A 25,073-nucleotide genomic window follows, 5' to 3' on the forward strand; every position below is an offset into this window, starting at 1 on the left:
TTATAGTCGTTTAGAATGGTATATACTTTGATATATACCAAGGAGGTAGAATGATGGGTCTAACAGCAAAAATCTTCATGAATGGGCGCAGTCAAGCCATACGCCTACCTGCTGCATTTCGCTTCGAGGAAAAAGAGGTTTTTATTCGACGTGATGCCATTACTGGTGATTTAATCCTCTCCAGAAGACCTGAAAACTGGGATAGCTTTTTCTTGGCCCTTGAAACTACAGATATACCTGCAGATTTCTTAAGTCCCGAAGATCGAAATCAAGGCTTGCAAGAACGAGACCCATTTATTGGGATCAATGAGTGATGAGATATATGCTCGACACCAATACCGTAAGTAGTCTCCTTAAGAAAAACCCAGTGGTAAGTAGAAAAATCGCTAGTGTTCCCATGGAAAGACTATGCTTGTCAGTTATATCTGAGGGTGAAATTCTCTATGGTTTGGCAAAAAAGCCAAATGCAAGGAACTTACATTTGGTTGTGCAAGAGTTTTTAAGGCGAGTGGATGTTTTAGTTTGGGATACCGATGTAGCCGAGCATTATGGTGTTTTAAGGGCCCAGTTAGAGGGTAATGGAAATGTGTTGGGCTCTCTTGACATGCAAATTGCAGCACATGCTTCTCAGCTTGGGGCGGTTCTGGTAACGAATGACCAAGCCTTTAAAAGGGTTGGGAATTTAAGGGTAGAGGATTGGACTGTATAGTCTGGAAAACATATTCATGGATAAGATATTGAATTCAGGCAAAAAAATAGATGCTGGGCTAAGTCATTTAGCTGATGTAGTCGATCAACGTCGTGATGCGTTTAAGGCGGGCCAAGCAGATCCCAAAACTTCATATACCGCCTTGCTCTTTTCAAAGGGTGATGACGGGATCTTGAAAAAGATTGGCGAAGAAGCGACTGAGGCTGTGATGGCGGCAAAAGATGCTCGCAATTCTAATTTGGCGGCCGATCAACAAAAGCTCTTGGTGGGCGAAATGGCTGATTTGTGGTTTCACTGCTTGATTGCTCTATCTCAATTTAATTTGCGCCCAGAAGATGTGATTGCTGAGCTTGATCGTCGCTTGGGCACTTCTGGCATTGAAGAGAAGGCCGCTAGAAAAGCGGCTGGAAAAGAGTAAGTACGGATAAATACGAGAAAAAGTATGTCACACGATCCTAATTGCCTGTTTTGTAAGATTTCTCAAGGTTTAATTCCCTCCCAGAAGGTCTACGAGGATGAGGAAATCTATGCTTTCAAAGATATCAATCCAGCAGCGCCAGTCCATTTTTTGATGATTCCTAAAAAGCACATCCCCATGCTGGAGTCAGCAGAAAGCGTAGATGCTCCTTTGCTGGGTAAAATGATGGAATTAGCACCCCGTCTTGCCAAAGAGCAAGGTTGTCGTCCTGGTAAGGATGGTGGCTTTAGGTTGATGGTGAACAATGGTGCGGATGGTGGGCAGGAGGTTTATCACTTGCACTTACATGTGATGGGCGGTCCCCGCCCCTGGAAAAAATAATCCAAGGAGATTAAAGATGGGCTCATTTAGCATTTGGCATTGGTTAATTGTTTTGGTTATCGTGATGCTGGTATTCGGTACTAAAAAATTACGTAATATCGGCCAAGATTTAGGCGGCGCTGTAAAAGGTTTCAAAGATGGTATGAAAACCTCTGAAGAGCCTACAGAAAACACTAAGGATCAAATTCAACAAAGTTCTGCAACAGCAGAAAAGACAGTTGATGTGCAGGCTAAAGACGTCAATAAATAAGTAACAAATAAGCAATAAACAACTGAGGCGCGATAGAAACACATGCAGCTTTTAAACGACTGGTTAAATGATTGATCTCGGAGTTTCAAAGCTTGCGCTGATTGCTGTAGTTGCTTTGGTGGTAGTTGGTCCAGAGCGTCTACCTAAAGTGGCTAGGATGGCTGGTAATTTGTTTGGGCGCGCACAGCGCTATATGGCTGACGTGAAGTCTGAAGTCAGTCGTCAGATGGAAGTAGAAGAGTTTAAAAAGTTTCGTGAAGAAACTGCCGCTACGCTGAAGGAAGTTGAAAACAGCATCGGCTCTACAGTTAAAGAAGCTGGAGCCAATCTCAGTGATCAAGCGGATATCTTTGAAACCAGCTTTGAAAAGCCACCCCTCGATGAGAAGGAAGTGCTGCGCAAAACTAAGCGCCAAGGCCGGAATAGTTGGGGTGTACGCCGCGCTGCAAGGCCGGTTTGGTTTAAACGCTCTGCTGGCATCCGTACTCGCGTGCAATCTGGTGCTGCCAGAATGAAGCGCTTTCATCACAGTGCTCTCAAATAAAAATAATCAGTAAAAGTAAAAGTAAAAGAATAAAAATATCTACGCATGACTGAAAATAATTCAACTGAAGACTCGGGATTACAGGAAACGTTTCTATCCCACTTATTTGAATTACGTGATCGCGTAATCAAGTCAGCATTAGCAATCATTGCTGTCTTTGTATGTTTAGTCTATTGGGCGCCAGATATTTTTCACCTGTTTGCGCAACCATTATTAGAGGCCTTGCCTGCTGGCGGAAAAATGATTGTGACTGATGTCACGGGCTCATTCTTTGTGCCCATGAAAGTCACTATGCTCGTGGCATTTCTGATTGCGTTGCCTGTAGTGATGTATCAGCTCTGGGCATTCATTGCGCCTGGTCTGTATTTGCACGAAAGAAAACTCATTCTGCCTTTGGTCGTTAGTAGCTATACCTTATTCATTGCTGGTATGGCGTTTGCTTACTTTTTAGTATTTCCAACGGTATTTAAGTTCATGGCTAGCTATAACGCACCCTTGGGTGCGGAGATGTCGACCGACATTGATAACTATTTAAGTTTTGCCATGACGACCTTCTTGGCGTTTGGTATTACTTTTGAGGTGCCTGTTGTTGTGGTTGTGCTCGTTCGCATGGGCATGGTGCCTCTGGCTAAGCTCAAGGAAATTCGCCCTTACGTTATTGTGGGCGCCTTTGTCATTTCAGCGGTTGTGACACCGCCCGATGTGCTCTCGCAATTACTGCTAGCGGTACCAATGACGCTGCTCTACGAGTTGGGCTTATTGGTGGCACGTTTTTATGTGCCCAAGCCATCTGAAGAAGATGCAGCAGATCAGTCGACTTCTACGCCTACTTGATTCTTAGAAAAAGTATTCGTTAGCCACTTAGTGACGCGGTCAAAGCGATAGCGTCTTTGTCTTAGGTTGCCCTCAAGATCTATTTCTGATCCTGCAAATGCTTTTCCAGCAGCCAAAAGGGCGCGACGTTGTTGGATAGTTTCAATCTGAATCAATCTAGGCAAAATTTTTGGTAATTCCCAGCGAATATCCACCACTACACAATGCTCATGCTGTAGCTGGCCTACCTCAGACAACAACAGCTCTGCTTTACTGAAGTTAAATTGGTTTGCAATGATGAGGCGATAACAAAGTAGGAACCAATCTTCATTGAGCTTGTGTTCAGCATGATGATTAATCGCTTCTTGGGCGCATTGGGCTAATTCAAACCATTCATTCAATTTGGGATTAGGGCAACTTTCTAAAATTTTGCTTAGCAATTCTTTTGCTTCCGGCACACCTTGCTGGTGTGCTTGCCATACCCAATAAGAAGCTTGAAGACCGCGAACCTTCTCTTCGTTCTTTTCGCGCTTGCGCCAAAGATTGGCGCCTTTACGCAACTGCGCTTGTGGATGGCCAAGATCAGCAGCGCGATCGATGGCGCGATCACTCTCTGCAGCGTTGTAACCAGAGAACTGTGGGCGGCGATAAATTTCACCAAGTGCATACCAAGCATCGCGATCACCATCTTTAGCCGCAAGCTCTAACCAATAGGCTGCTTTCTTCAGTGAGGCATTTGATTTTGTTTCGGCCGCTTCGATTCTTTCATCGAGTTGTGCAAGGCGCAGGCCCAAAGTTAGTTTTGCAACAGTTAAACCAAGCTCAGCTGCCTGGATTAATGCGTCTTCATTTTGTTCGTTAAGCCAGACTTGCCACAATGAAGATAGCGCTTCATTCTTAGGCTGCAATTTAATCAGGAGCTCTTTTGCGCTAGGTCCAAAACTAGACTCACCTTCAGCGAGCTCTTGCAAATATTGCTTTGCTAATTTTTGAAGCCCTCCCAGGTCTAAGTTATTTATTTTTTCTAGCGTAGGCGAAGGCTCTCTTTTTGCTCTATTAATTAGCCAGTCCGACAGCTTTGATTGGATTTCAAGGTTGCTTGGATTAATTAATAAATTAACGAGTTGCCACTTCGCTGCCAATTTCGGTTCTGAGTCGCCCGTAGCCTCAGCTAAACCCCAAAAAGAGTTCCAGCCAAATTCAAAAGCAGGGGAGTTGAAGGTGCTAGCTAGCGGGATATTGGCTACTTGAGACAAAACATTAAGGATTTCAGGGGCGCTTGAGGTTTGGGATTCAAGCAATTGATTTGTAATAGAAAAATAAGATTTTTCTAGCCAAATCAATGCGTTAGCGGGTTGAATGGGGGTTTTAAAAGCACCAGTTAAATAGGCTTGAGCCAATTTTTGTTGCGCCGATACATCACCCAAACGGGCTGAACTAAGGATTTTTAAGAATTCGCGACTTGCCATATGACAATTTTGGCATCTGGAGCCTATAAAAGACAGAAATCGATGGTCTTGTTGCCGAGATACAACGAAGAAAGCCAAAAAACTACCTTTTGACAAGCAAAAAGAACTCCTAAATACCCTGACCCCCAGTCTAGCGGGGCAAAAGAAGCAAAATTCATTGGTCCCAGTTTTATTTGGGCATTACTTTTAATTTTTGGAGATTTAAAGAATGAAAAAATCGCTATTAGCAGTTGCAGCTATCGGTGCTTTCGCATCTGCTGCTCAAGCTCAGTCCAGCGTAACCGTATACGGTATCTTGGACGTTGGTTACATCGGTGGAACTACACGTATACAAGATTCAGCTAAAGGCAACACAGCTGGCTACAACAACGGTACAGCAAAAGCAACAGTGAACCAATTTGGTCAAGGTGCTGAGCAAACTAACCGTTTAGGTTTTAAAGGTGTTGAAGATTTGGGTAACGGCACATCAGCTTTCTTTACTGCTGAATTTGCATTGGCTCCACAAGACCAAGCTCTCTCTGGTAACACAAACGGTGGCTTGTCTAACCGTCAAACTTTTGTTGGCTTGAAAAAGAATGGTATTGGTCAAACAGCTATTGGTTTGCAATACACACCAATCTTTAATGCTGCTGCTGCGACTGACGTTGGCCAGTTGAACAACATGACTGGTAACGTAATTTACGCTGGTTCTACAGGAATTACTTCTGCTGGTGCTGGTACAAACAACCTTGGATTCACAAACCGTACAGCGAACACATTGTCAGTTCAGTCTGCTAACTTTGGTGGCTTCACAGGTTCTGCTATCTACACATTGAATAACAAGAACCAAACTGAAACTATTTCTGCTACTCCTGCTACTGTAGGCGGCAATACAAATGCAAGCGGTTGGGGTTTAGGTGCTGATTACACATACAACAAGTTCTACGTAGCTGCTGCTTACCAAGCTCTCAAGCAGTTGACTGTTGCTGATGGTACATTGGCAAACACAAACACTTGGACAAATGCTCAAGCTGCTGGTGCTACTGCAGCTCAAGGGTTGGCTTCTGGTAACGCTGTTAACGTACAAGACAACCAGTTCTACGCTGGCGCGACTTATGACTTCGGTATCTTGAAGGCATACGCTCAATACGTTTCACGTAAAGCAACTTCTACAATTTCTACAAACTACTACGCTAAGCGTCAAGCTGAGCAGATCGGTGTTCGTAGCTACATTACTCCAACAATCGAAGCTTGGGCTTCTGCTGGTTTAGGTCGTTACACATCATTCGGTGGTACTAGTGCTCAACCAACTGCTAACTTCAATGGTTGGCAGTTAGGTTCTAACTACTACCTCAGCAAGCGTACTAACTTGTATGCAATCTATGGTCAAACATTGACATCAACAGCTGCTATTGCTGGTTCAACTGTTAGCTCTGGTTTGAACAACTACGCTATTGGTGTACGTCACACTTTCTAATTTAAAGCTAGCGTAAGCTAGTGAAAAAATTAGGTTGGTATTAAATTAACCCACTGTGGCAACACGGTGGGTTTTTTTGTCTGTAATTTGTGCATCACCATTTGCGCATAGCCTCTCATCCCCACACCACTCGGTTTTGTTTTTACACATATTTCACGCATAAACCACTGTTTTTTGCGTGTTTTTACGCATTCAAGGTTTCAGTGCGTTTGTCCGACGCTGTTGTTCCTTGCGTTTGCGTTCATTGTCACGCTGTTGTCGTTGCCGTTCTCGTTCCTGCTGTAGTCGTTGTCTGTCACGCTCAACACTTTTCTGTAGTCCGTGTATGCGTGCTTGCGCTGGATTGAGTGGGGATTTTGGTTTGATAGGGCGGAGGGTGATTTCGTATATGCGCATACTGTATTTAACAGCGACCAAACAATATCACTCACCCCCACATTATTCACGCATACCCCCACTAATACTTTCGCACACCCTACACTTTAGTTTGATGCTAATGTGTAGCCCAGCACATTACCTACACCGTATTGCGCTTCACCCAAGCGTTTTGCGAGATAGTCGTTTTCAGCATACACCAGCGTGTTTGCTGTTTGTGTTTGACTAATGCGCACCCACAGTCTGTATTGTTTCATTTTGTAAATCCTTCACGCAGTTTAGTTGCCGCATTTTCAATCGCTGTATCTAACTCGCCAGCACTTACAGCCGTTTTGATTACATCCAAAACTTTGACTAAATCCTTCTCCGTGCCAACTTCTACAGCAAACTTGCCTTTACCCAACTCCAACACTTTGCTACCGTAGCGCACACTGATTGCCAGTTTGCCGTTGTCTGTAACAAACCACCACGGCTTTACACGCACATCAGTTTCCACTTGTTTGCGTGCGCCTGTATCAATATCAGCAACACTGCGGAACTTTTTGACGCTAAAACTTGTGCCAGTTTGTTGCGCCCGTGCTAACTCTGTTTGTTGCCAGATGCGTTTAATCAACTTATTCCTGCGCTGTAGCACTTGCGGGATTTGTGTCGGTTTCTTTGCGTCCGTTAGCTTTAGCGTGTTTAAGTTACTCATTTGTATATCCTTTTCTGTTGTTTGTTGTAGTAACTGTAGTTTCGGATTTACCAAACTCGCAACCTCTTTTTGCCTTCGCATATTTTTTGTCCAAAATCACGCAAAACCACCTAATATTGCGCCAGATTTAGTTACATATTGTTTGGTCGTTACTAAATAAATGTATGAACGATATTACTTACAACATACAAAGACGAGAGAAGCGTGACACCGAACTTGCTGACGCTTGGTTGCGTGGCATTGGTGTAGATGTAGGCAGTTTTGGAACAACTAAACCGAACTTACTCAAAGCGCAACAGACAGCTACTAAACTGCTAACTGAACATATTGGTGTTTTGGACAAACCTACTAAACGCTTTATTGATTATTTCCAGTCACGCTACAGTTGCGTTAAAAAGCGCAAACACATTACGGACGGCGATTGTTTCCGTATTCTAAATCTACACAGTCGCATATTGCGCGGTGAGTATCGCAGTAACAGGAACAAACGCAGAACAACACAGGCACGATCACAGAACTAATCAGGCACATTCAAAACGCAGATAAACACTGCGCTAACAAAGGTAAAAACTCCACTTGTAATATAACGGCTAATGCGGTGGAACTTGCGACACATACACTGTAGAGTTGTGTCGCACATAAGTTGATGCCGAAGTTTTACTACAAGCGCAAACCAATGCCACAGTAGTTTGGAAGTTTCAATACATCAGTCTTCCATATTAAAAAACTTTCTACAGTGCGTGTGACAGTCTTTTTACCGTCACGCACAGCGCAACGACTAATAGCGACAGATTCGTCCCCGCTATAGCCGTTGCGTGATCTAATCATTCTCCGTCAATCAAACAGCACCAAAAGCAACTGCGTTGCTTTCGGCTTTCTTCTATTATGTTTATATGTGTTGGGAAGAGATAAATGTGTGAGCGCAAGCGATACACAAGCGAACTGCGTTCGCTTTCACACTACCAGTTAGATATAAATCACCAGCACCACAGATCTTGAGCACCTAAAAAAACTGCGCAACTAAAAATACAGGACTACGAACTGATTTTGGGTAGCACTACGCAACAGCACATCAAATCCGTCGTGTATGCGTTTTTTTTCGGGTTTCGTAGAGCGTAGTAGCAGATTGACACATACGCACGCTGTAGCGTGTTTTAACAAGTCTTGTTACTTAAACTGCGCTCTGTAGTCAATATGCCACATTCATCACGCATTTTTGCGGTAAATACACGACCAAAGAGAAGTTACAAAGTCACAACACCACGACGCAACCAGTTGTTTTTCAACAGATTGCGCCACTTACACAGCGCAAAACTGTTTCGGTTGCTCATTTGCTACCAAAGAACACATACTTATTACGCACATATTATTAGGAGAACGCAATGGCACAGGCAAAATCACTGACGCAACAAGATATTGATAAAGTTTTAACTTACATCGCATCAAACACGAACGCTACACGCAACAGGGCGATGTTTTTGCTGACTGTTTTGGCTGGATTGCGTGTATCGGAAGTAGCGCAACTGACACTGGGTGATGTGCGCAACAGTGACGGCACTGTTAAATCCCAAGTGTTTTTGAGTAGCGATCGTGTAAAACACGGACACGCACGCACCGTGTTTATCAGCACACACTTACAGCACGAACTTGCCACATACCTTGCTACACGCACAGCATTTGACGACACATTTCCGTTGTTTAACACGCTACGAGGCGCGCGGAAGGCATTTACCGCTTCCACACTTACACAGCACTTCCACTATCTGTATCGTCGTGCGTTAGTGTTCGGTGCCAGCTCACATTCAGGCAGACGCACATTTTTGACAACCTTGAGTAACTCGGGTATCAGTGTGTTTGTTTTAGCAAGTTTGGCAGGACACAAGAACATTGCGACAACACAGCGTTATGTCACTGTCAACGACGATCAAAAGCGCAGGGCAGTAGATTGTTTTAATTTACAAGTTGCTTAATAAAGCATCTAATTAATCGCGTTCACTGTGTAATTTAAGTTGTGCTGTATGTTTTTTTAATAACTCCGCCGAATATTGCAAGCCAACGTCATTTGCATCCGTAATTTGATCGGGGTTGTAAAGTAAACCCAGTGCAACTTGTACCAGTGCTTCACGTTGTCGCCAATACTGTCGCAGTCTTTGTCCAACTGCTGGTGCAGTAGATATCTGTGCAAATTTACTTTTGGTGCCACGAATACGCGGAACACCTGTAATGCATGCATCAGGTTCAAAACCAAGTTCGCAACTGACATCACGATCTAACCAGCGTTGTATTTCATTTGATAACTGTACATCGGGCATGGGATTGCGCAGTGGGTTAGTGTCAATTGCATTGGTAAGTAACATTACTGCTTCTTCATAACAAGATTCAGCTTTTGTTTCCATGCGCTGATAGGCTGTCTTGCCATTAGCATCGCGTTTAGTGGAACGGCGAAACAAGTTGGCAAGACGAGTGTATTTGTCACCGTCTTTTACGTATTGCATGTAGTCATACAAAATACTGGGCATGCTGTCTGTACTAAACCAATCACTTTCTACATGGGAAATATCCATGTCGTAGCTTTGTACATATTCAACATACTGATCTTTTCCCAGCGCAGCAAGCATCTTGCGCTTGTGAACTGCACGCTGCTCAATTACGGATACCAGTGCAGATTTAATTAATCTTAATTGTGCATACTCAGCTTCCGATAGTTCTCGAAATGGTATGTCACGCAACTCATTGTAGGTAAGTTGATGTATGTATTGGCTGTCATCAATATTGCTATTGCATTTGATGGCGCGTAAGTCAAACAACACAGCGTACTGTAATGTACGCTGTGCATGCTGTTTAAACTTTTCTGCGTCGACTGGTACTTTTGCGGGGTGCAGAACGTGATGACTTTGCTTTCATGACGCTGCGCAAGTCGGTTGCACTAAAACTATGCGTTGTAATCAATCTTTTCACGGTAGCTAAATCTTCCTCACGTGTTTGTGTTAGTAATGCATCAATCTTTGCTGCTAATTCTGCTTGTGCTTTTTGTGCTGCTGCTAATTGATCGCTAGCAGATTGTGCTGACGTATTCGTATCGGTCATATTATTTCCCATTTAGTTATTGATTACAGAATTGTTATCAATATTAGAAAATATAAATTAAATTTACATAAGTGTAATAGGTACAAACGCTATGAATCATCTTCTGCTGTGTAACATGCCCACATTCATTTCCGGTGTAAGTTGACTGGCATAAAAACGCTCAATCATTTCCACGCTGGTACGTGCATTACGCGCCAGTGTAAGTAAATCAATTCCACGTCCGTATAACAACCTATATGTAATTGCTGTGTGTCGTAACGAATACAATGTGCGTCGCTGTCCAAGTGTGCCAAATCGCAATCCTGTTGCAAGCAGTATCTTTACAAAATACTTGTCAATCAATTGCATTGCAGCAGCACGGTCTTTGATCTGCGGTAAGAACAAATAGTCATTTGCATTTGCTAAACCTTGCTTGTCGTAATAACTACGCAGATGCTCGTAGATACGCACAGCAGGTTGCAATGTAATAACTGGTGCAGAGTGACGCTTGGTTTCAGGAATGGTTAAACGCAAGTAGATGTGATCATTACGTATCACTTCAATATGCTTGTGTTGCATTAGTTTCATATCCACTGGTCGCACAAAGCTATTGACCATAAAACCAATTAACCAAGTCATCTCAACTGGGATGTTAGCGTCTGGTGCAAACAGATTGTTGTATTTGGTGCGATGAGTGACTTTGATTGGCACACACACTTGATTTGCTAATACTTTACTGGCACGGAGTAATGCACGATACTCTACAACACTAAATCCGCCACGTGGCGTGCTAGATGATTTAAGTTTGGGGAATGTGGGTATCTTTTCAATCCAGCCGTGTTTAAATGCGCACTCCAATACTTTGTGTAATGCATTTAAGTACTGTGTAATGGTCATAGACTTGTATTGTTTGTCACTTAGAAAGTACAAGAAACGTTCTATGTCTGTGTGTTTAATATCAGTCACTTGCACAGCTCCAAAATACGGCAATACCCATTTGCGTATGCGTGATACCAGCATTATGTAGGTGCCATTTGTAATCTCGTCACGTTTCACACGTGCTGTTTCATTTGCAAGCATGATGTTGGCAATGGTGTTGACTGATAAATCTTGTGTGTTTGCAACAGCACCTTGTGCAATTACGCCTGTATCTATTAAATGCTGTTCATAAAACAACTTAGCCAGTTGTAAAGCGTATCGCTTGCTTGTTGTGCGCAAACTACGTATCACTGTCTTGTTGTCAAAGTAACAGCGCACTTGCCAGTAGCTACTTGCGTTGGTCAAAAAGATACGTAACTTGTTTGGATAACTGGGCACATAGGTAATAGTGTGCAAGATTGGTAACGTACGACAACGTTTTGCGTAAAACAATTCGTCATTTGCTGATATGGATTGCATTTTGCAAGCGTACTGTCGCACACCAAGTTACGCGACCAGTTTATTTTTTCGCAGATTTGTGTTTACCAAAACTCTGCCATTTCAAAGCCATTTACCACTGTTAGAAAAAGCCAACACGTTTTGGATAAACGTTTGCACTTTGTCGCACAGTCCCCAGTGTGCGACAGCGACACTTAATGTAATGGGCTATTAATGCGGTGTTAATGGAGCAAGTTAGTGATTTGCACATTCTTAGTAATTTTTTTGGAGATTTAAAGAATGAAAAAATCGCTATTAGCAGTTGCAGCTATCGGTGCTTTCGCATCTGCTGCTCAAGCTCAGTCCAGCGTAACCGTATACGGTATCTTGGACGTTGGTTATGTTGGTACAAATTCACGTTTGTCAAGCTCAGCTATTACTAACGGTGGTCAAGCTAAGACAACTGGCAACCAATTTGGTGCTGGCGGTGAGCAATCAAACCGTTTAGGTTTTAAAGGTGTTGAAGATTTGGGTAACGGCACATCCGCTTTCTTCACAACTGAATTCCAACTCTATCCAGAAAGCACAAACTTATCTGGTGATTCAAACGGTGGCTTGTTGAACCGTCAAACTTTTGTTGGTTTGAAAAAGAATGGTATTGGTCAAACAGCTATTGGTTTGCAATACACGCCAGTATTTAATGCTGCTGCTGCAACTGATGTTGGTGAATTGAACAACATGGCTGGTAACTTGGTTTATTCAGCAACTCCAACTGGATCAGCCGGTACAGCTGCTGGTGTAGGTGGAAGCATCAACAATGCTGCATTTACTAACAGAACATCCAATACTTTGTCACTTAAATCAGATACTTTTGCTGGCTTTTCAGCAAGTGCGATTTACACATTGAACAATAGAAATAGCACTCAAGCAAACTCCACAACTGGTGGCAATGTAAATGCTAGCGGTTGGGGTCTGGGCGCAGATTACACATTGAACAAGTTTTACATTGCAGCAGCTTATCAAGCTCTCAAGCAGTTGACAACAGCTAGCAACTACAATCCAACCGTTGCAACATCGTCAACAACAGGAGCTGTAACTGTTACTGGTACAAATCCTTGGACAAATGCTGGTCAGACATCTGGTGTTAGCGCTACGGGTGATGCATTGAACGTACAAGATAACCAGTTCTATGCTGGTGCAACTTATGACTTCGGTATCTTGAAGGCATATGCACAGTACGTAAATCGTAAAGCTACATCTACAGCAAGCACTAATTTCTACCTCAAACGTTCTGCTGAGCAGATTGGTGTTCGTAGCTACATTACCCCTACTGTTGAAGCTTGGGCAAGTGCTGCATTGGGTCGTTACCAGGCAAACGGTGCAAACCAACCAACAGCTAACATGAATGGCTGGCAGTTAGGTTCAAACTACTACCTTAGCAAGCGTACAAACTTGTATGCAATTTATGGTCAAACTTTGACATCTAATGCTGCCGCTGCTACTACTACAACTAGCTCTGGTTATAGCAACTACGCTATTGGTGTACGTCACACTTTCTAATTGGATGCTAGCGTAAGCTAGTTTTAATTAGATTTAAAAACCACCCTTCGGGGTGGTTTTTTTATGCCTATTAAGTATGGGTTTACCAGCGGGGATAAACGGGTTTTTGGTAATTTATCTTAGGTATTCCATTGATTGCGGTTTATATATGGAAAAGTGTATTATCAAATTTATTAATTATTTTGCGATAACCGCTAAATTTTGATTAACAAAAGGATATTCAATGAAACTCAAATCTTTGGCATATTTGTCAGCAGCGATGTTTGTCGTATCAGCACACGTAATGGCAGCATCCCCAACGTTGGACAAAATTAAATCAAGCGGTGCTGTGACTATGGGCGTGCGCGAATCTTCCATTCCAATGTCCTATACCACTGGTGATAGCCGCTTTGATGGTTACCATGTTGAAATTTGCCGCATGATCCTGGGTGACATTAAAGACAAATTAGGCATGAGTACTCTGCGCATTAATTACCAGCCAGTGACATCTCAAAATCGTGTGCCTTTAGTGCAAAACGGCACTGTTGATATCGAGTGTGGGACAACAACTAATAATGTAAACCGAGCTAAAGATGTTGGTTTTGCTAATACGCTGTATGTGGAAGAGGTGCGCATTGCAGTGAAAGCAAACTCTGGCATTACTTCAATTGCCCAACTCAATGGCAAGAAGGTAGCAACCACTACTGGCACTACTTCTGTACAACTATTGCGTAAGAATGAAAAAGCGACTGGCGTCAATTTTGATGAAGTATTTGGTAAGGACCACGCTGACAGCTTCTTGCTCTTGGAATCTGGCCGTGCCGATGCTTTTGTAATGGATGGATCTATTTTGGCTGGTAATATCGCTAACTCGAAAAATCCAAAAGACTTCAAAATTGTTGGTGAAGTGCTGAGTACAGAGCCAATTGCAATCATGGTCCGCAAGGATGACCCAGAATTTAAAGCTGCTGTAAATGCTGCAATCGCTAAGATTGTTGCCAACGGCAAAATGCCTGGACTATGGAACAAGTGGTTCTTATCACCAATTCCGCCTAAGAATATCGTTGTTGGTCTCGAGCTTTCTCCAGCAACTAAAAATGCTTGGGCAAATTTGAATGACAAGCCGGCTGAAGACTACAACAAGAAATAAGCTAATAAAAATAATTTTCTACTATGTCATTAGACCTAGATGTCTTTTGTAAGAGCACCTTGGATGGAGAAGTAGTTGATCACTGCTTCTCCGCTTTATTGGGCCTTGGACAAAATGCTGACCCTAGTTATTTAGATTGGCTTTTTAAAGCATGGGGCTGGACGTTGGCCGTCTCGGGCCTGGCTTTAGTTATTTCCTTGGTTCTGGGGGCTGTGATGGGTACACTGCGCACCCTTCCAGATACGGGCAGACTCAGTAGATCGCTTGTATCGCTTTCAACTGCATGGGTTGAGTTGTTTAGAAATATCCCTGTATTAGTTCAAGTATTTCTTTGGTATCACGTCATTCCTGCGTTTGTTTTACCCTTGAAGGCGCTGCCTTCCTATTGGCTCGTCAGTATTGCGCTTGGATTTTTTACTTCGGCACGTATTGCCGAACAGGTAAGAGCGGGAATTCATTCCCTTCCTAGTGGACAGCGGGCAGCTGCTACGGCACTGGGACTGACTACTCCGCAAACCTATCGCTACGTTATTTTGCCGATGGCCTTGCGTATTGTGCTGCCTCCGCTGACTTCGGAGAGTATGAACATTATTAAAAACTCTTCGGTTGCTTTTGCAGTGTCAGTGCCAGAGCTCACTTTATTTGCGATGCAGGCGCAAGAAGAAACATCCCATGGTGTTGAGATTTACTTAGCGGTAACGCTTTTGTATGCTCTTTCAGCTTTCTCAGTAAATCGAGTGATGTCTTATATTGAAAAACGCACCAGAATTCCTGGATTTATTGCCCCGAGTAACGATACGGGAGCTCATTAAATGCTTCTAATATGGGTGGCAATATGCTGAGCTTAGATTTAAGTTTCTATAACTGGGAACTCTTTACCAATTACATTCTGAAGGGCCTTCTCTTTAGCGTTCAGCTGACAGTAATCGCTACTGTTGGTGGAATCATAGCGGGAACCTTTCTGGCCTTAATGCGACTTTCTGGAAAGCCGGCATTAGTTTATCCCGCGACTTTTTACGTCAATGTAATGAGATCCATTCCACTGGTAATGGTCATCCTTTGGTTCTTCTTGCTCATTCCGATGCTGATAGGTAAACCGATCGGAGCGGATTTATCGGCAACCATTACTTTTATTGCTTTTGAGGCAGCCTTTTTCTCAGAGATTGTGAGAGCAGGAATTCAGTCGGTACCCAAAGGCCAAACTTACGCAGGTGAAGCACTTGGAATGACTTACGGTCAGAACATGAGACTGGTAGTTCTGCCTCAAGCTTTCCGCAATATGATCCCGGTCTTTATGACGCAGACCATCATTTTGTTTCAGGACACCTCTTTAGTTTATGCAATCGGAGCCTATGATCTATTGAAGGGCTTTGAAATTGCAGGCAAGAACTACGGGCGTCCGATAGAAACGTATTTATTGGCAGCTGTAACCTATTTCCTGATTTGCTTCTCGCTGTCAAAAGTGGTGCGTGTTATTCAGGCCAAAGTAGCGATTATTCGCTAATCTTGTTAATCGAATGCTAAATACATAATTCATCATGATAGAACTTAGAAACGTTTCTAAATGGTACGGCTCTTTCCAGGTGCTAACGGATTGCTCCACCTCAATTCAAAAAGGTGAGGTGGTTGTTATTTGCGGCCCTTCTGGTTCTGGAAAATCAACCCTCATTAAAACCATTAACGCGCTTGAACCTTTTCAGGCTGGAGAGATTTCGGTTGATGGCATTGATTTGCATGATCCTAAAACCAATTTACCTAAATTGCGTTCAAGAGTTGGCATGGTGTTTCAGCACTTTGAGCTTTTTCCACACCTCAGCATCACTGAAAATCTCACTCTTGCACAAATGAAGGTATTGGGTCGCTCCGCTACCGATGCCAAGGCACATGGCTTAAAGTACTTAGAGCGTGTTGGTCTGATCGCTCAAAAAGATAAATTTCCTGGTCAGTTATCAGGAGGGCAACAACAGCGGGTTGCAATCGCTAGAGCGCTCAGTATGGATCCAATCGTAATGCTCTTTGATGAGCCCACTTCTGCGCTAGACCCAGAGATGGTCGGGGAAGTTTTGGACGTGATGATCAAGCTGGCCAATGAAGGTATGACGATGTGTTGCGTTACCCATGAGATGGGTTTTGCAAGAAAAGTGAGTCATCGCGTGATCTTTATGGATCAAGGCCATATTGTTGAAGACTGCAGCAAGGCGGAATTTTTTGATAATCCTGAAGCTCGCTCCCCAAGAGCTAAAGACTTCTTATCAAAGATTCTCGCTAATTAATATTTCAGGTTAACGAATTTAGTTCGCTTGTTGCTTAGGTTTAGGGCGCTTGCCGACTTGAGCTGTTAATTCCAATTCTTTGCCTTTTCGCAAAATGGTGAGCTTTGCCTGGTTGCCGGGACTGATTTGAGCGACCTGATTCAGAAGTCCGCGGACATCTTTGATGGAGCTGCCATTTACGGCGATTAATACATCTCCCGGTTTTATGCCGCCACGTGCGGCAGGTCCACCCTCAAGAACGCCTGATAAGACAACGCCAACCGTATTGGCAGGCAGCCCTAGAGACTCTGAGAGCTCTTTTGAGAGGTTTTGTGGCTCAACCCCAATCCAACCCCTAGTGACGCTGCCATTAGCCAGAATAGACTCCATAACCTGCTTAGCCAAGTTGACTGGTATTGCAAATCCAATGCCCATTGACCCGCCGTTATTTGAGTAAATGGCGGTGTTAATTCCAATCAGATTGCCGCGAGTATCAATCAGCGCGCCTCCAGAGTTACCCGGATTAATGGCAGCATCCGTTTGGATGAAATTCTCAAAAGTGTTGATACCTACATGATCCCTACCTAATGCAGAAACTATTCCCGAGGTCACAGTTTGACCAACGCCAAACGGATTACCAATTGCAAGAACAACATCGCCCACATGCACTGATTCAACTTTCCCAAGAGTGATTGGAGTGGGTAATTGTTTTTCTTCAATTTTTAATACTGCAATATCTGTTTCTGGATCACTACCAATCACTTTCGCCTTTACCTTGCGGCCATCAGATAAAGCGACGTCAATATCATCTGCATCACTAATCACGTGATGGTTGGTCAAAATATAGCCTTCGGGGCTGACTAAAACTCCAGACCCTAAACTTGAGCTTGGCTCGTCCTCTGGAGGCTGATCCCCAAAAAAGAAATTAAACAAGGGGTCTGCAGAATTTGCCCCGCCACCCTTGCGAGTCTTCGGTTTGGCAGAAACTTTGCTAGTGAAGATATTGACTACTGCAGGCATAGAGCGCTTAACGGCTTCATGATATGAGCCTGGACTGAGTTGGCCGTCGTAATTACTTTCTTTTAAAGAGACGGTGTCTACCAAAGAGCCAACCCTAGATGCCAAGAGCCACTCTGGCTTTAAGGTAGCAACAATAAATAAGGCTGCCAGCAAGATGGTGACAGCTTGCGCGAATAAGAGCCAGTATTTTTGAAGGGATGAGTTCATTGAGCGCGCTTTATTTTCGGGTCTGTTGAATCAGAAAAGTTTCTAATGCTTTAATGGGTTCTAGGTCATTAAATAAAATCGCTTTAGATTGTGCGATTTTATTCCTGTAAGCGTTCAGTCGCTCTCGATTCTGAAGCAACTCTATTGCTAAATTTATATAGCCATTGTTAGTTTGGCATACCAAATCTTCAAGCCCAATTTTATTCAGAATTGCGCTAGCCAAACGCCCGCGCATTTTGGTGCCCTCGATGGTGATAATGGGTAAGCCATATGCAATTGCTTGCATGGCAGTATTGAATCCCGAAAACCCAATGGTATCAAGGTACAGATCTGCTTTTTGCATCAGCCCATGAAACTCTTCCTTCTTAAGGAAGGGAATAAAGCGAAGAAACTGATTGGCATCGAGTTGTGCATGTGCAAAGCTAGCCTGAAGGCGCTCCTTCAAAATAGCAGTGAGATTTTCATCAAAGTTAAAGAAGATGAATTGGCACTGACCAACCCGTTTTGCGATTTCTACAAATATAGAATCGTCATTTGGGTTGTATTTAGAGGGCGATCCAGCGCATAGCAGGATAGGCAGTGAGGGATCTATGCCAAGAGCAGCAAGATTTGGGGTGATTGGCCTAACGAACTCATTCTCAAAATACGTTCCCAGATTTGGGAGTCGAATTAATTGTTCGCTATAAAAATGTTGGCCATCATTGGGTTCTAGCATCTGCCCTGACAGATAAAAATCAATCGTCTCAAGACCGGTTGTTTCAGGATGCCCCCAGCTTACCGCTTGTACTGGCGCTAAACGCAAGCATGCGAGTGCCTTGCTGGTTGTATCCATAGCAATTTCTGGGTAGAGCAATAGATCCAGGTTTTGCGCAATGATAGTTTGAGCGGTGCGCTCAATAGAGTTGGTGCAATTGATATAGCTTGCCGCTTTTAATTTGGCTAACTCAGTTTCTGTATCCTCTAGACCATTAGTATTAAAGAGATTAATTTCAAATTGATCTGGATTGAGGTGGTTTACCCATCCTTTGGTGATGGCATGCCACACAGGATGGTTGCAGAAAAAATGGCTCACAATGCCGATCCGAATTTTTCCCGTGGATTTGGGGGCTTGCGTGATGTCTCTCAGGCGATCCTGAATAGCTAAAGCTTGCTTAAAGCAAAGTGTCCCATATTGAGAGAGCAGTGGCTCGTTATTCTCATCTTGGTAGGCAAGGTAAAAAGGGTGACGCTTTACGATATTTAAGATTTTATCAGAGTTGGAACTTTGATGACTACTGGCTTTTAGGTGATTAAGCTGATTGGAAAAAGAGGCTCTAGAGCCCCTTAATTCCTGTTCATTTTTGTAGACCTTTGGAATTTGGGCAATCGTTAAGGCAAATTGAGTTGCTAAATTAGCAGGATCTAGAGTTAAAGATTTTGCGTAGTATGTTTTTGCTAAATCGCAATCACCAGTGTCGTAGTAAATCTCGCCGAGTAGATAAAAAGTTTTTGCATGCTCAGGATTTATTTTAAGTGCGTGTTGATAGCAATCAATAGCGGCACCAATCTGCTTAGCCTTCTTCAAGCTATTCCCAAAATTTAAACAAGCATCTAAATATCTGCTGTTAATTTGTAATGCACGCTCGAAGCACCGAAAAGCATCTTCGTAAGCATCTAATTGAGTGAGAGCATTACCAAGATTGTTGTAAGCAGTTGCTAGGTTTGGGCTGGCCTCAATCGCTTTCTCAAAAAGAGCGATTGCTTTTTCAGGATTGCCCTCTTCTAAAAGAATGACGCCTTGATTGCTTAATGCTTCGCCATAGCTAGGGCGAAGCGTGAGGGCTTGCTGGTAGGCATTTACAGCCTCTTGGTTTCTGTTTAAACCTTTTAGCGCATTGCCACGATTATTGTGTGCCTCTGGAATATTTGGATTGCTAGCAATAGCTAAATCAAAGCAATCGAGCGCCGATTGAAAATCAAGAAGTGCATTGTGCACAAGTCCAAGGTTACTTAAAGTTTGTGCTGAATTTGGGGCAATATGATTTGCACTATTTAGAAAGTTCAGCGCATTTTGAAGTTCATTTTTTTGATATGAACGAATACCCAATAGATTTAACGCGTCAATATTTTCTGTATCAAGTAAGTGAGCCTCCAGAAAAAGTTTATCCGCTTCTTCTGAATTTCCTTGCTGCAGCAATCTCAAGCCATTTTGAAAAATGAGTTGAGATTGCTCCCGAGCCGTCTGATGAGAATTGTTAGACAAATTATTTTTTTAGACTGTCACGAATTTCGCGGAGCAGCACTACATCCTCTGGCACAGGTGGGGGAGGGGGAGCATCCATCAAGCGGATCTTATTAACCACTTTGACCATTTGGAAGATGACAAAGGCCAATAGGAGGAAGTTAATAGAGATGGTGATGAAGTTGCCGTAGGCAAAAATAGGTACCCCGGCCTTTTTGAGGACATCAAAGGTTCTGGGCACCCCTTCTGGGACATGGCCTAAAACGATAAAAAGGTTAGTAAAGTCAATATGACCCCCTAAAAGGGTCGAAATAACGGGCATAACGATGTCATTTACCAGGGAATCCACGATTTTCCCAAAAGCGCCGCCAATAATGACGCCGACCGCCAAATCGATCACATTGCCCTTAACGGCAAAGTCCCGAAACTCCTTTAAAACGCTCATAAATGCCCTCCTTTGAATTTAGATGCCGATTAACCCAAGATTAACCCCATAACTTTCTTGCTTACCCCACTTTTTACTTTAAAATCCTACCTTTAAGCAATTTCCACCCATAAGTACCCTTTTTAGGAATTTTGTAAATGAGTGACAAGCCCTGTATGGACAAGGATCGCCGTAACTGGTTGATCGCCACATCGGCGGTTGGAGGCGTAGGAGCAGCCGCAGCCCTGTACCCTTTTATTGACAGTTTTGAGCCTTCTGAGCGTGCAAAAGCCGCTGGAGCTGCTGTTGAAATTGATATCTCTGGCATGCAGCCAGACGAAATGAGAACGGTCGAGTGGCGCGGTAAGCCGGTTTGGGTGGTTCGCCGCACTCCTGAGCAGGTTGCTGAGTTGTCCAAGATCGATAGCGAATTGGCTGATCCAAATTCATTGCGTGACCCATCTCAATTTACCCCTACCTATGCTCAAAACCAATGGCGCTCAATAAAACCTGAGTACCTTGTGGTGGTGGGAATTTGTACTCACCTAGGATGTTCCCCTAATGCCAAGTTTGAGGCTGGTCCACAGCCTTCCTTGCCAAATACTTGGCCAGGCGGTTTCCTTTGCCCATGTCATGGTTCTACATTTGATATGGCAGGCCGTGTGTTTAAGAACAAACCAGCCCCAGATAATCTTGAAGTGCCGCCGCACATGTATTTGAGCGACACCAAGATTCTGATCGGCGACGATAAGAAGGCCTAAGGAGAGATAAATGGCATTCCAAGAAAAACAAGTCCCAGCAGACGCATCCGCACCTCAAAAGCTTATGGCTTGGGTTGACTCACGTCTACCAGTAACTGAAGCATTTAAGCGTCACATGAGTGAGTATTACGCTCCAAAAAATCTGAATTTCTTCTATATTTTTGGCGCCTTGGCTATCGTAGTTTTGGTTAACCAGATACTTACCGGTATTTTCTTAACCATGAACTACAAGCCTGATGCTGCAAAAGCTTTCGAATCAGTTGAATACATCATGCGCGAGGTTCCGTGGGGTTGGGTGATTCGCTACATGCATTCCACTGGAGCATCGATGTTCTTTGTGGTGGTCTATATGCATATGTTCCGTGGTTTGATCTACGGCTCTTATCGCAAGCCACGTGAATTGATTTGGATTTTCGGTTGCGCAATTTTCTTGTGCTTGATGGGCGAGGCGTTCTTCGGTTACTTGCTCCCATGGGGCCAGATGTCTTACTGGGGCGCTCAAGTCATTGTGAACTTGTTCTCTGCAATCCCATTCATTGGTCCTGACTTATCTTTATGGTTGCGTGGTGACTATGTTGTGGGCGATGCAACTCTGAACCGCTTCTTTGCATTCCACGTTATTGCAATTCCATTGGTGTTGGTTGGTTTGGTAGCGGCTCATATTTTGGCCCTCCATGAAGTTGGCTCAAACAATCCTGATGGCGTTGAAATTAAAGAGAACTTGGACGCTAATGGTCATCCAGTTGATGGTATTCCATTCCACCCTTTTTACTCAGTCCATGATGTGATGTATCTGGGTGGGTTCTTGATGATCTTTGCTTGCATCGTGTTCTTTGCTCCAGAGATGGGCGGTTATTTCCTTGAGGCAAATAACTTCATCCCTGCAAATCCATTCCAAACACCTTCACACATTGCCCCAGTTTGGTATTTCACGCCGTTCTATTCAATGTTGCGTGCAACTACAGCTAACTTCTTGTTGCCTTTATGGATCTTCCTTGCAGTCATTCTCGGAATGTTTGCTCTGAAGAGTAAAAACCTGAAGGTTAAGGGTGCATGCGCTGCAATCGCTTTGGTATTGGCTGGCGGCTTCTTCTTATTTGACGCTAAGTTTTGGGGCGTTGTGATCATGGGCGGTTCTGTTGTGATCATGTTCTTCTTGCCTTGGCTTGATCATTCGCCAGTGAAATCCATTCGCTATCGCCCACATTTCCATAAATATATTTATGGCGTGTTTGTGGTGAGCTTTGTGATCTTGGGTTACTTAGGTATCCAGCCACCTTCACCAGTATTTGAAAAGATTTCTCAGGTATGCACTATTTATTATCTGGGCTTCTTCTTGGCAATGCCGTTCTGGAGCACGCTTGGTAAATTCAAGCCAGTTCCAACGCGTGTTACTTTTGAGTCCCATTAATTCAGATACCACAGAGAAACTAGGAACTAGTATGAAACGAATTCTGCAAACTTTGATGGGCGTCTGCCAAGCAACAGTATTGGTTGCTGCCCTGGGCTTTGGCATTAGTGCCAAAGCAAATGAAGGGGGCTTTCCTTTAGATCAAGCCCCTAACCGTGTTAGTAACAATGCCTCATTGCAAAACGGTGCAAAGATATTTGTGAACTACTGCTTGAACTGCCATGCAGCGGCAAGCATGCGTTACAACCGTTTGCGCGACATTGGCTTGACCGATCAACAAATCAAAGACAACCTCATTTTGACTGATGCCAAAGTGGGTGATTTGATGACCATCTCGATGACACCAAAAGAAGCTAAAGCTTGGTTTGGTAAGACTCCGCCTGACCTATCAGTTGAGGCGCGTGCTCGTGGAGCGGATTGGCTTTATACCTACTTCCGCACTTTCTACAAAGACGACACGACACAAACTGGTTGGAATAATTTGGTCTATCCTAAGGTTGGTATGCCACACGTTCTCTGGCAGTTGCAAGGTGAGCGTGCTGCTAAGTTTGAAGAGCGCAAAGACCCACATGATCCAAGTAGAACAGAAGAAGTCTTTGTTGGTTTTGAGCAATTAACCCCCGGCAAGATGAGCACGCAAGAGTATGACGACAACATCGCCGACTTGGTTGCTTTCCTGTCATGGATGGCTGAGCCAGTGCAGTTGGAGCGTAAGCGTCTTGGTGTAGTAGTGCTCTTGTTCTTGGCAATCTTTACCCTCTTGGCCTGGCGCTTGAATAAAGCCTATTGGAAAGACGTTCACTAATGAGTTTTGATGGGTCCTGATGTTAGGACCCTCTGGTGAAATGATTTAACGCTGTTGTGCGTTTGTTGTATTGAAGTAGAAATTTAAGGAAATAAATTTATGATGGTGTTGTACTCGGGCACTAACTGCCCATTCTCGCAACGCTGCCGTTTGGTGCTTTTTGAAAAAGGCATGGATTTTGAAATCCGCGATGTCGACTTGTTCAACAAGGGTGAAGACATTTCAGTCATGAACCCATATGGCCAAGTTCCTATTTTGGTTGAGCGCGATTTAATTTTGTATGAGTCAAACATCATCAATGAGTACATTGATGAGCGTTTCCCTCACCCACAGTTAATGCCGCCTGATCCAGTAGCTCGTGCACGTGCACGCCTCTTCCTCTTCAATTTTGAGAAAGAGTTATTTGTACACGTGGCTGCATTGGAAAATGAAAAAGGTAAAGCTGCTGAAAAGGTTCATGAAAAAGCACGTTTAGCAATTCGTGATCGCTTAACTCAACTTGCACCTATTTTTGTAAAAAATAAGTACATGTTAGGTGACGAGTTCTCCATGTTGGACGTTGCTATTGCACCTTTATTGTGGCGTCTTGAGCACTATGGCATTGATCTGTCCCGCAATGCTGCTGCTCTCTTGAAATACGCTGAGCGTATTTTCAGTAGACCTGCTTATATTGAAGCTTTGACACCTTCTGAGAAGGTAATGCGCCGCTAAGCTTTCCTAGCGGTTCATTATTGGTTAGTATGTCTGACGTTCCAAGTAACAAACCCTATCTAATCCGTGCCCTACATCAGTGGTGCACGGATTTTGGTTTTACGCCATTCATAGCCGTTTTTGTGGACGCTAGGGTAGAGGTTCCGATGGAGTTTGTGAAGAACGATGAGATTGTTCTGAATCTCTCTTTAGAGGCTTGCCATCAGCTGCAGATGGAAAACGATTGGATAAGCTTTCAGGCAAGATTTGGCGGCGTTCCTCGGAAAATTATGGTCCCAGTTAGCCATGTCCTTGCGATCTATGCCAGGGAGAATGGCCAAGGCATGTCCTTCCCTTTTGATCCAGCCCAGGCCCGAGATCTTCATATTGCTGACTCAGCAGATGAAGCCCCTGAAAAGCCCAAAACCTCAAGACCGTCCTTGAAGATTGTGAAATAGGTTAAAATATTCTTCGTGCCCCTTTAGCTCATCTGGTAGAGCAACTGATTTGTAATCAGTAGGTGGTCTGTTCGAGTCGGACAAGGGGCACCAATAAACATAAGGCTCACTGCTTAATTGCTAGTGAGCCTTTTTTATTGTTAGTCGACAAAGTGTCAACGCAAACTTATAAGTTAACCAATGGGTTCAGTAATTTCACGGCCTCAAGGTGCGTTGGCGCAAGATGGGCATAGCGCATGGTCATTTGAAGACTTTGATGGCCAAGTATTTTTTGTAAAGTTAAGATATTTCCGCCGCCCTGCATGAAGCTGCTGGCGAAGGTGTGACGCAAGACGTGAGTTAATTGGCCATCCGGCAAAACGATCCCAGCTCTTTCAATCCCGGATTTAAATGATCCCATTGAAGATCCAAAATATCGACCATTCTCTTTGACCTCATGGCTTTGAATCTCTTCTTGCAATTCACTTGAGATGGGGTAATCCCCCCATTTTTAACTTAAGCTAAAAGTAGAAGCTGGTACTGCAAGTGCTAGTTTTTGCTTTGGTGTAATTCCACCCAAGCCCATGTTTGGTCTTTCATGATTGTATGTCCACATCCAATCGGT

At 43.7% G+C, this 25,073-nt stretch carries 32 protein-coding genes and 1 tRNA gene; 22 read left to right on the forward strand and 11 right to left on the reverse strand.

Features of this window, described 5'->3' with window-relative positions; genetic code table 11:
• The first annotated feature begins 50 nt into the window (after window positions 1-50).
• The 7 genes from ICN36_RS02525 to tatC all read left to right on the forward strand — a co-directional run bounded on the left by ICN36_RS02525 (window position 51) and on the right by tatC (window position 3,136).
• The gene (locus ICN36_RS02525) at window positions 51-314 is read left to right on the forward strand and encodes an antitoxin (protein WP_370623382.1); all 264 of its coding nucleotides are present in this window, start codon (window positions 51-53) and stop codon (window positions 312-314) included.
• An 8-nt stretch (window positions 315-322) separates the two neighbouring features.
• Complete coding sequence (locus tag ICN36_RS02530) at window positions 323-709, forward strand: type II toxin-antitoxin system VapC family toxin (protein ID WP_255531212.1); 387 nt, start codon at window positions 323-325, stop codon at window positions 707-709.
• Between the two features lie 16 nt (window positions 710-725).
• On the forward strand, window positions 726-1,127 hold the full coding sequence (locus ICN36_RS02535; protein ID WP_216226815.1) for a phosphoribosyl-ATP diphosphatase: 402 nt from the start codon (window positions 726-728) through the stop codon (window positions 1,125-1,127).
• Between the two features lie 24 nt (window positions 1,128-1,151).
• A complete protein-coding gene (locus ICN36_RS02540) occupies window positions 1,152-1,508 on the forward strand; it encodes a histidine triad nucleotide-binding protein (protein ID WP_215321313.1) in 357 nt (118 codons plus the stop codon).
• Window positions 1,509-1,524: 16 nt separating this feature from the next.
• The gene (tatA, locus tag ICN36_RS02545; RefSeq protein WP_216226816.1) at window positions 1,525-1,758 is read left to right on the forward strand and encodes a Sec-independent protein translocase subunit TatA; all 234 of its coding nucleotides are present in this window, start codon (window positions 1,525-1,527) and stop codon (window positions 1,756-1,758) included.
• A gap of 67 nt (window positions 1,759-1,825) precedes the next feature.
• Window positions 1,826-2,302: a Sec-independent protein translocase protein TatB gene (gene tatB, locus ICN36_RS02550; RefSeq protein ID WP_216226817.1), complete on the forward strand. Its 477-nt coding sequence runs from the start codon at window positions 1,826-1,828 to the stop codon at window positions 2,300-2,302.
• A gap of 45 nt (window positions 2,303-2,347) precedes the next feature.
• Window positions 2,348-3,136, forward strand: a complete 789-nt coding sequence (gene tatC, locus ICN36_RS02555) for a twin-arginine translocase subunit TatC (RefSeq protein WP_216226818.1) — start codon at window positions 2,348-2,350, stop codon at window positions 3,134-3,136.
• Here the strand turns inward: tatC and ICN36_RS02560 are convergent.
• Window positions 3,112-4,584: a sel1 repeat family protein gene (locus ICN36_RS02560; protein WP_216226819.1), complete on the reverse strand. Its 1,473-nt coding sequence runs from the start codon at window positions 4,582-4,584 to the stop codon at window positions 3,112-3,114. The genes tatC and ICN36_RS02560 overlap by 25 nt on opposite strands.
• Before the next feature lie 208 nt (window positions 4,585-4,792).
• On the opposite strand from ICN36_RS02560, the gene ICN36_RS02565 reads away from it, so the two are divergent.
• Window positions 4,793-6,040, forward strand: a complete 1,248-nt coding sequence (locus tag ICN36_RS02565) for a porin (RefSeq protein WP_216226820.1) — start codon at window positions 4,793-4,795, stop codon at window positions 6,038-6,040.
• Window positions 6,041-6,243: 203 nt separating this feature from the next.
• Window positions 6,244-6,387, forward strand: a complete 144-nt coding sequence (locus ICN36_RS02570) for a hypothetical protein (RefSeq protein WP_216226821.1) — start codon at window positions 6,244-6,246, stop codon at window positions 6,385-6,387.
• Between the two features lie 135 nt (window positions 6,388-6,522).
• Here the strand turns inward: ICN36_RS02570 and ICN36_RS02575 are convergent, their stop codons facing one another.
• Together ICN36_RS02575 and ICN36_RS02580 are read right to left on the reverse strand one after the other, a co-directional pair.
• Window positions 6,523-6,672 carry a hypothetical protein gene (locus ICN36_RS02575; protein WP_216226822.1) on the reverse strand — a complete coding sequence of 50 codons (150 nt, stop codon included), beginning with the start codon at window positions 6,670-6,672 and terminating at the stop codon, window positions 6,523-6,525.
• Window positions 6,669-7,190 (reverse strand): DUF6641 family protein, encoded by a 522-nt coding sequence (locus ICN36_RS02580; RefSeq protein WP_370623383.1) that lies wholly within the window; start codon window positions 7,188-7,190, stop codon window positions 6,669-6,671. The genes ICN36_RS02575 and ICN36_RS02580 overlap by 4 nt, the downstream gene beginning before the upstream one ends.
• An 83-nt stretch (window positions 7,191-7,273) precedes the next feature.
• On the opposite strand from ICN36_RS02580, the gene ICN36_RS02585 reads away from it, so the two are divergent.
• On the forward strand, window positions 7,274-7,630 hold the full coding sequence (locus ICN36_RS02585) for a hypothetical protein (protein WP_216226823.1): 357 nt from the start codon (window positions 7,274-7,276) through the stop codon (window positions 7,628-7,630).
• A 139-nt stretch (window positions 7,631-7,769) separates the two neighbouring features.
• On the opposite strand, the gene ICN36_RS02590 is transcribed toward ICN36_RS02585, so the two are convergent.
• Entirely contained in the window at window positions 7,770-7,937 is a 168-nt protein-coding gene (locus ICN36_RS02590; protein WP_158009029.1) for a hypothetical protein, read from the reverse strand.
• A gap of 554 nt (window positions 7,938-8,491) precedes the next feature.
• On the opposite strand from ICN36_RS02590, the gene ICN36_RS02595 reads away from it, so the two are divergent.
• On the forward strand, window positions 8,492-9,079 hold the full coding sequence (locus ICN36_RS02595) for a site-specific integrase (RefSeq protein ID WP_216226824.1): 588 nt from the start codon (window positions 8,492-8,494) through the stop codon (window positions 9,077-9,079).
• A gap of 12 nt (window positions 9,080-9,091) precedes the next feature.
• Here ICN36_RS02595 and ICN36_RS02600 read toward each other — a convergent pair whose 3' ends face one another.
• From ICN36_RS02600 to ICN36_RS02610, 3 genes are all read right to left on the reverse strand, one after another.
• The gene (locus ICN36_RS02600; RefSeq protein WP_216226825.1) at window positions 9,092-9,916 is read right to left on the reverse strand and encodes a hypothetical protein; all 825 of its coding nucleotides are present in this window, start codon (window positions 9,914-9,916) and stop codon (window positions 9,092-9,094) included.
• A gap of 34 nt (window positions 9,917-9,950) precedes the next feature.
• The gene (locus ICN36_RS02605) at window positions 9,951-10,196 is read right to left on the reverse strand and encodes a hypothetical protein (RefSeq protein ID WP_072584003.1); all 246 of its coding nucleotides are present in this window, start codon (window positions 10,194-10,196) and stop codon (window positions 9,951-9,953) included.
• Between the two features lie 96 nt (window positions 10,197-10,292).
• Window positions 10,293-11,405 carry a phage integrase SAM-like domain-containing protein gene (locus tag ICN36_RS02610; RefSeq protein WP_370623385.1) on the reverse strand — a complete coding sequence of 371 codons (1,113 nt, stop codon included), beginning with the start codon at window positions 11,403-11,405 and terminating at the stop codon, window positions 10,293-10,295.
• A gap of 426 nt (window positions 11,406-11,831) precedes the next feature.
• Between ICN36_RS02610 and ICN36_RS02615 the strand changes: the two genes are divergently transcribed.
• The 5 genes from ICN36_RS02615 to ICN36_RS02635 all read left to right on the forward strand — a co-directional run bounded on the left by ICN36_RS02615 (window position 11,832) and on the right by ICN36_RS02635 (window position 16,493).
• Window positions 11,832-13,091, forward strand: coding sequence for a porin (locus ICN36_RS02615; protein WP_216226826.1), 1,260 nt, complete (start codon window positions 11,832-11,834; stop codon window positions 13,089-13,091).
• Window positions 13,092-13,314: 223 nt separating this feature from the next.
• On the forward strand, window positions 13,315-14,220 hold the full coding sequence (locus ICN36_RS02620) for an amino acid ABC transporter substrate-binding protein (RefSeq protein WP_216226827.1): 906 nt from the start codon (window positions 13,315-13,317) through the stop codon (window positions 14,218-14,220).
• Between the two features lie 23 nt (window positions 14,221-14,243).
• Window positions 14,244-15,032, forward strand: coding sequence for an amino acid ABC transporter permease (locus tag ICN36_RS02625; RefSeq protein ID WP_216226828.1), 789 nt, complete (start codon window positions 14,244-14,246; stop codon window positions 15,030-15,032).
• A 23-nt stretch (window positions 15,033-15,055) separates the two neighbouring features.
• Complete coding sequence (locus tag ICN36_RS02630) at window positions 15,056-15,724, forward strand: amino acid ABC transporter permease (RefSeq protein WP_216226829.1); 669 nt, start codon at window positions 15,056-15,058, stop codon at window positions 15,722-15,724.
• 34 nt (window positions 15,725-15,758) lie between these two features.
• On the forward strand, window positions 15,759-16,493 hold the full coding sequence (locus ICN36_RS02635; RefSeq protein WP_216226830.1) for an amino acid ABC transporter ATP-binding protein: 735 nt from the start codon (window positions 15,759-15,761) through the stop codon (window positions 16,491-16,493).
• 18 nt (window positions 16,494-16,511) lie between these two features.
• Here the strand turns inward: ICN36_RS02635 and ICN36_RS02640 are convergent, their stop codons facing one another.
• The 3 genes from ICN36_RS02640 to mscL are packed head-to-tail and all read right to left on the reverse strand — an operon-like array spanning window position 16,512 to window position 20,365.
• Entirely contained in the window at window positions 16,512-17,699 is a 1,188-nt protein-coding gene (locus ICN36_RS02640) for a Do family serine endopeptidase (RefSeq protein WP_216226831.1), read from the reverse strand.
• Window positions 17,700-17,709: 10 nt separating this feature from the next.
• Window positions 17,710-19,941, reverse strand: a complete 2,232-nt coding sequence (locus ICN36_RS02645; RefSeq protein ID WP_216226832.1) for a glycosyltransferase family 41 protein — start codon at window positions 19,939-19,941, stop codon at window positions 17,710-17,712.
• A gap of 1 nt (window position 19,942) precedes the next feature.
• Entirely contained in the window at window positions 19,943-20,365 is a 423-nt protein-coding gene (gene mscL, locus ICN36_RS02650; protein ID WP_216226833.1) for a large conductance mechanosensitive channel protein MscL, read from the reverse strand.
• A 137-nt stretch (window positions 20,366-20,502) separates the two neighbouring features.
• Between mscL and petA the strand changes: the two genes are divergently transcribed.
• The 6 genes from petA to ICN36_RS02680 all read left to right on the forward strand — a co-directional run bounded on the left by petA (window position 20,503) and on the right by ICN36_RS02680 (window position 24,562).
• Complete coding sequence (gene petA, locus ICN36_RS02655) at window positions 20,503-21,105, forward strand: ubiquinol-cytochrome c reductase iron-sulfur subunit (RefSeq protein WP_216226834.1); 603 nt, start codon at window positions 20,503-20,505, stop codon at window positions 21,103-21,105.
• Window positions 21,106-21,115: 10 nt separating this feature from the next.
• Entirely contained in the window at window positions 21,116-22,516 is a 1,401-nt protein-coding gene (locus ICN36_RS02660; protein ID WP_216226835.1) for a cytochrome bc complex cytochrome b subunit, read from the forward strand.
• A gap of 31 nt (window positions 22,517-22,547) precedes the next feature.
• On the forward strand, window positions 22,548-23,321 hold the full coding sequence (locus ICN36_RS02665; RefSeq protein ID WP_216226836.1) for a cytochrome c1: 774 nt from the start codon (window positions 22,548-22,550) through the stop codon (window positions 23,319-23,321).
• Window positions 23,322-23,420: 99 nt separating this feature from the next.
• The gene (locus ICN36_RS02670) at window positions 23,421-24,032 is read left to right on the forward strand and encodes a glutathione S-transferase N-terminal domain-containing protein (RefSeq protein ID WP_216152290.1); all 612 of its coding nucleotides are present in this window, start codon (window positions 23,421-23,423) and stop codon (window positions 24,030-24,032) included.
• A 29-nt stretch (window positions 24,033-24,061) separates the two neighbouring features.
• Window positions 24,062-24,469 (forward strand): ClpXP protease specificity-enhancing factor, encoded by a 408-nt coding sequence (locus ICN36_RS02675; protein ID WP_216226837.1) that lies wholly within the window; start codon window positions 24,062-24,064, stop codon window positions 24,467-24,469.
• Window positions 24,470-24,486: 17 nt separating this feature from the next.
• Window positions 24,487-24,562: transfer RNA gene (locus ICN36_RS02680), tRNA-Thr, on the forward strand.
• Window positions 24,563-24,635: 73 nt separating this feature from the next.
• Here the strand turns inward: ICN36_RS02680 and ICN36_RS02685 are convergent.
• Window positions 24,636-24,869: a tyrosine-type recombinase/integrase gene (locus ICN36_RS02685; protein ID WP_255531202.1), complete on the reverse strand. Its 234-nt coding sequence runs from the start codon at window positions 24,867-24,869 to the stop codon at window positions 24,636-24,638.
• Window positions 24,870-25,073 lie beyond the last annotated feature (204 nt).

The sequence above is a fragment of the Polynucleobacter sp. UK-Gri1-W3 genome (assembly GCF_018881595.1).
Lineage (GTDB): Bacteria > Pseudomonadota > Gammaproteobacteria > Burkholderiales > Burkholderiaceae > Polynucleobacter.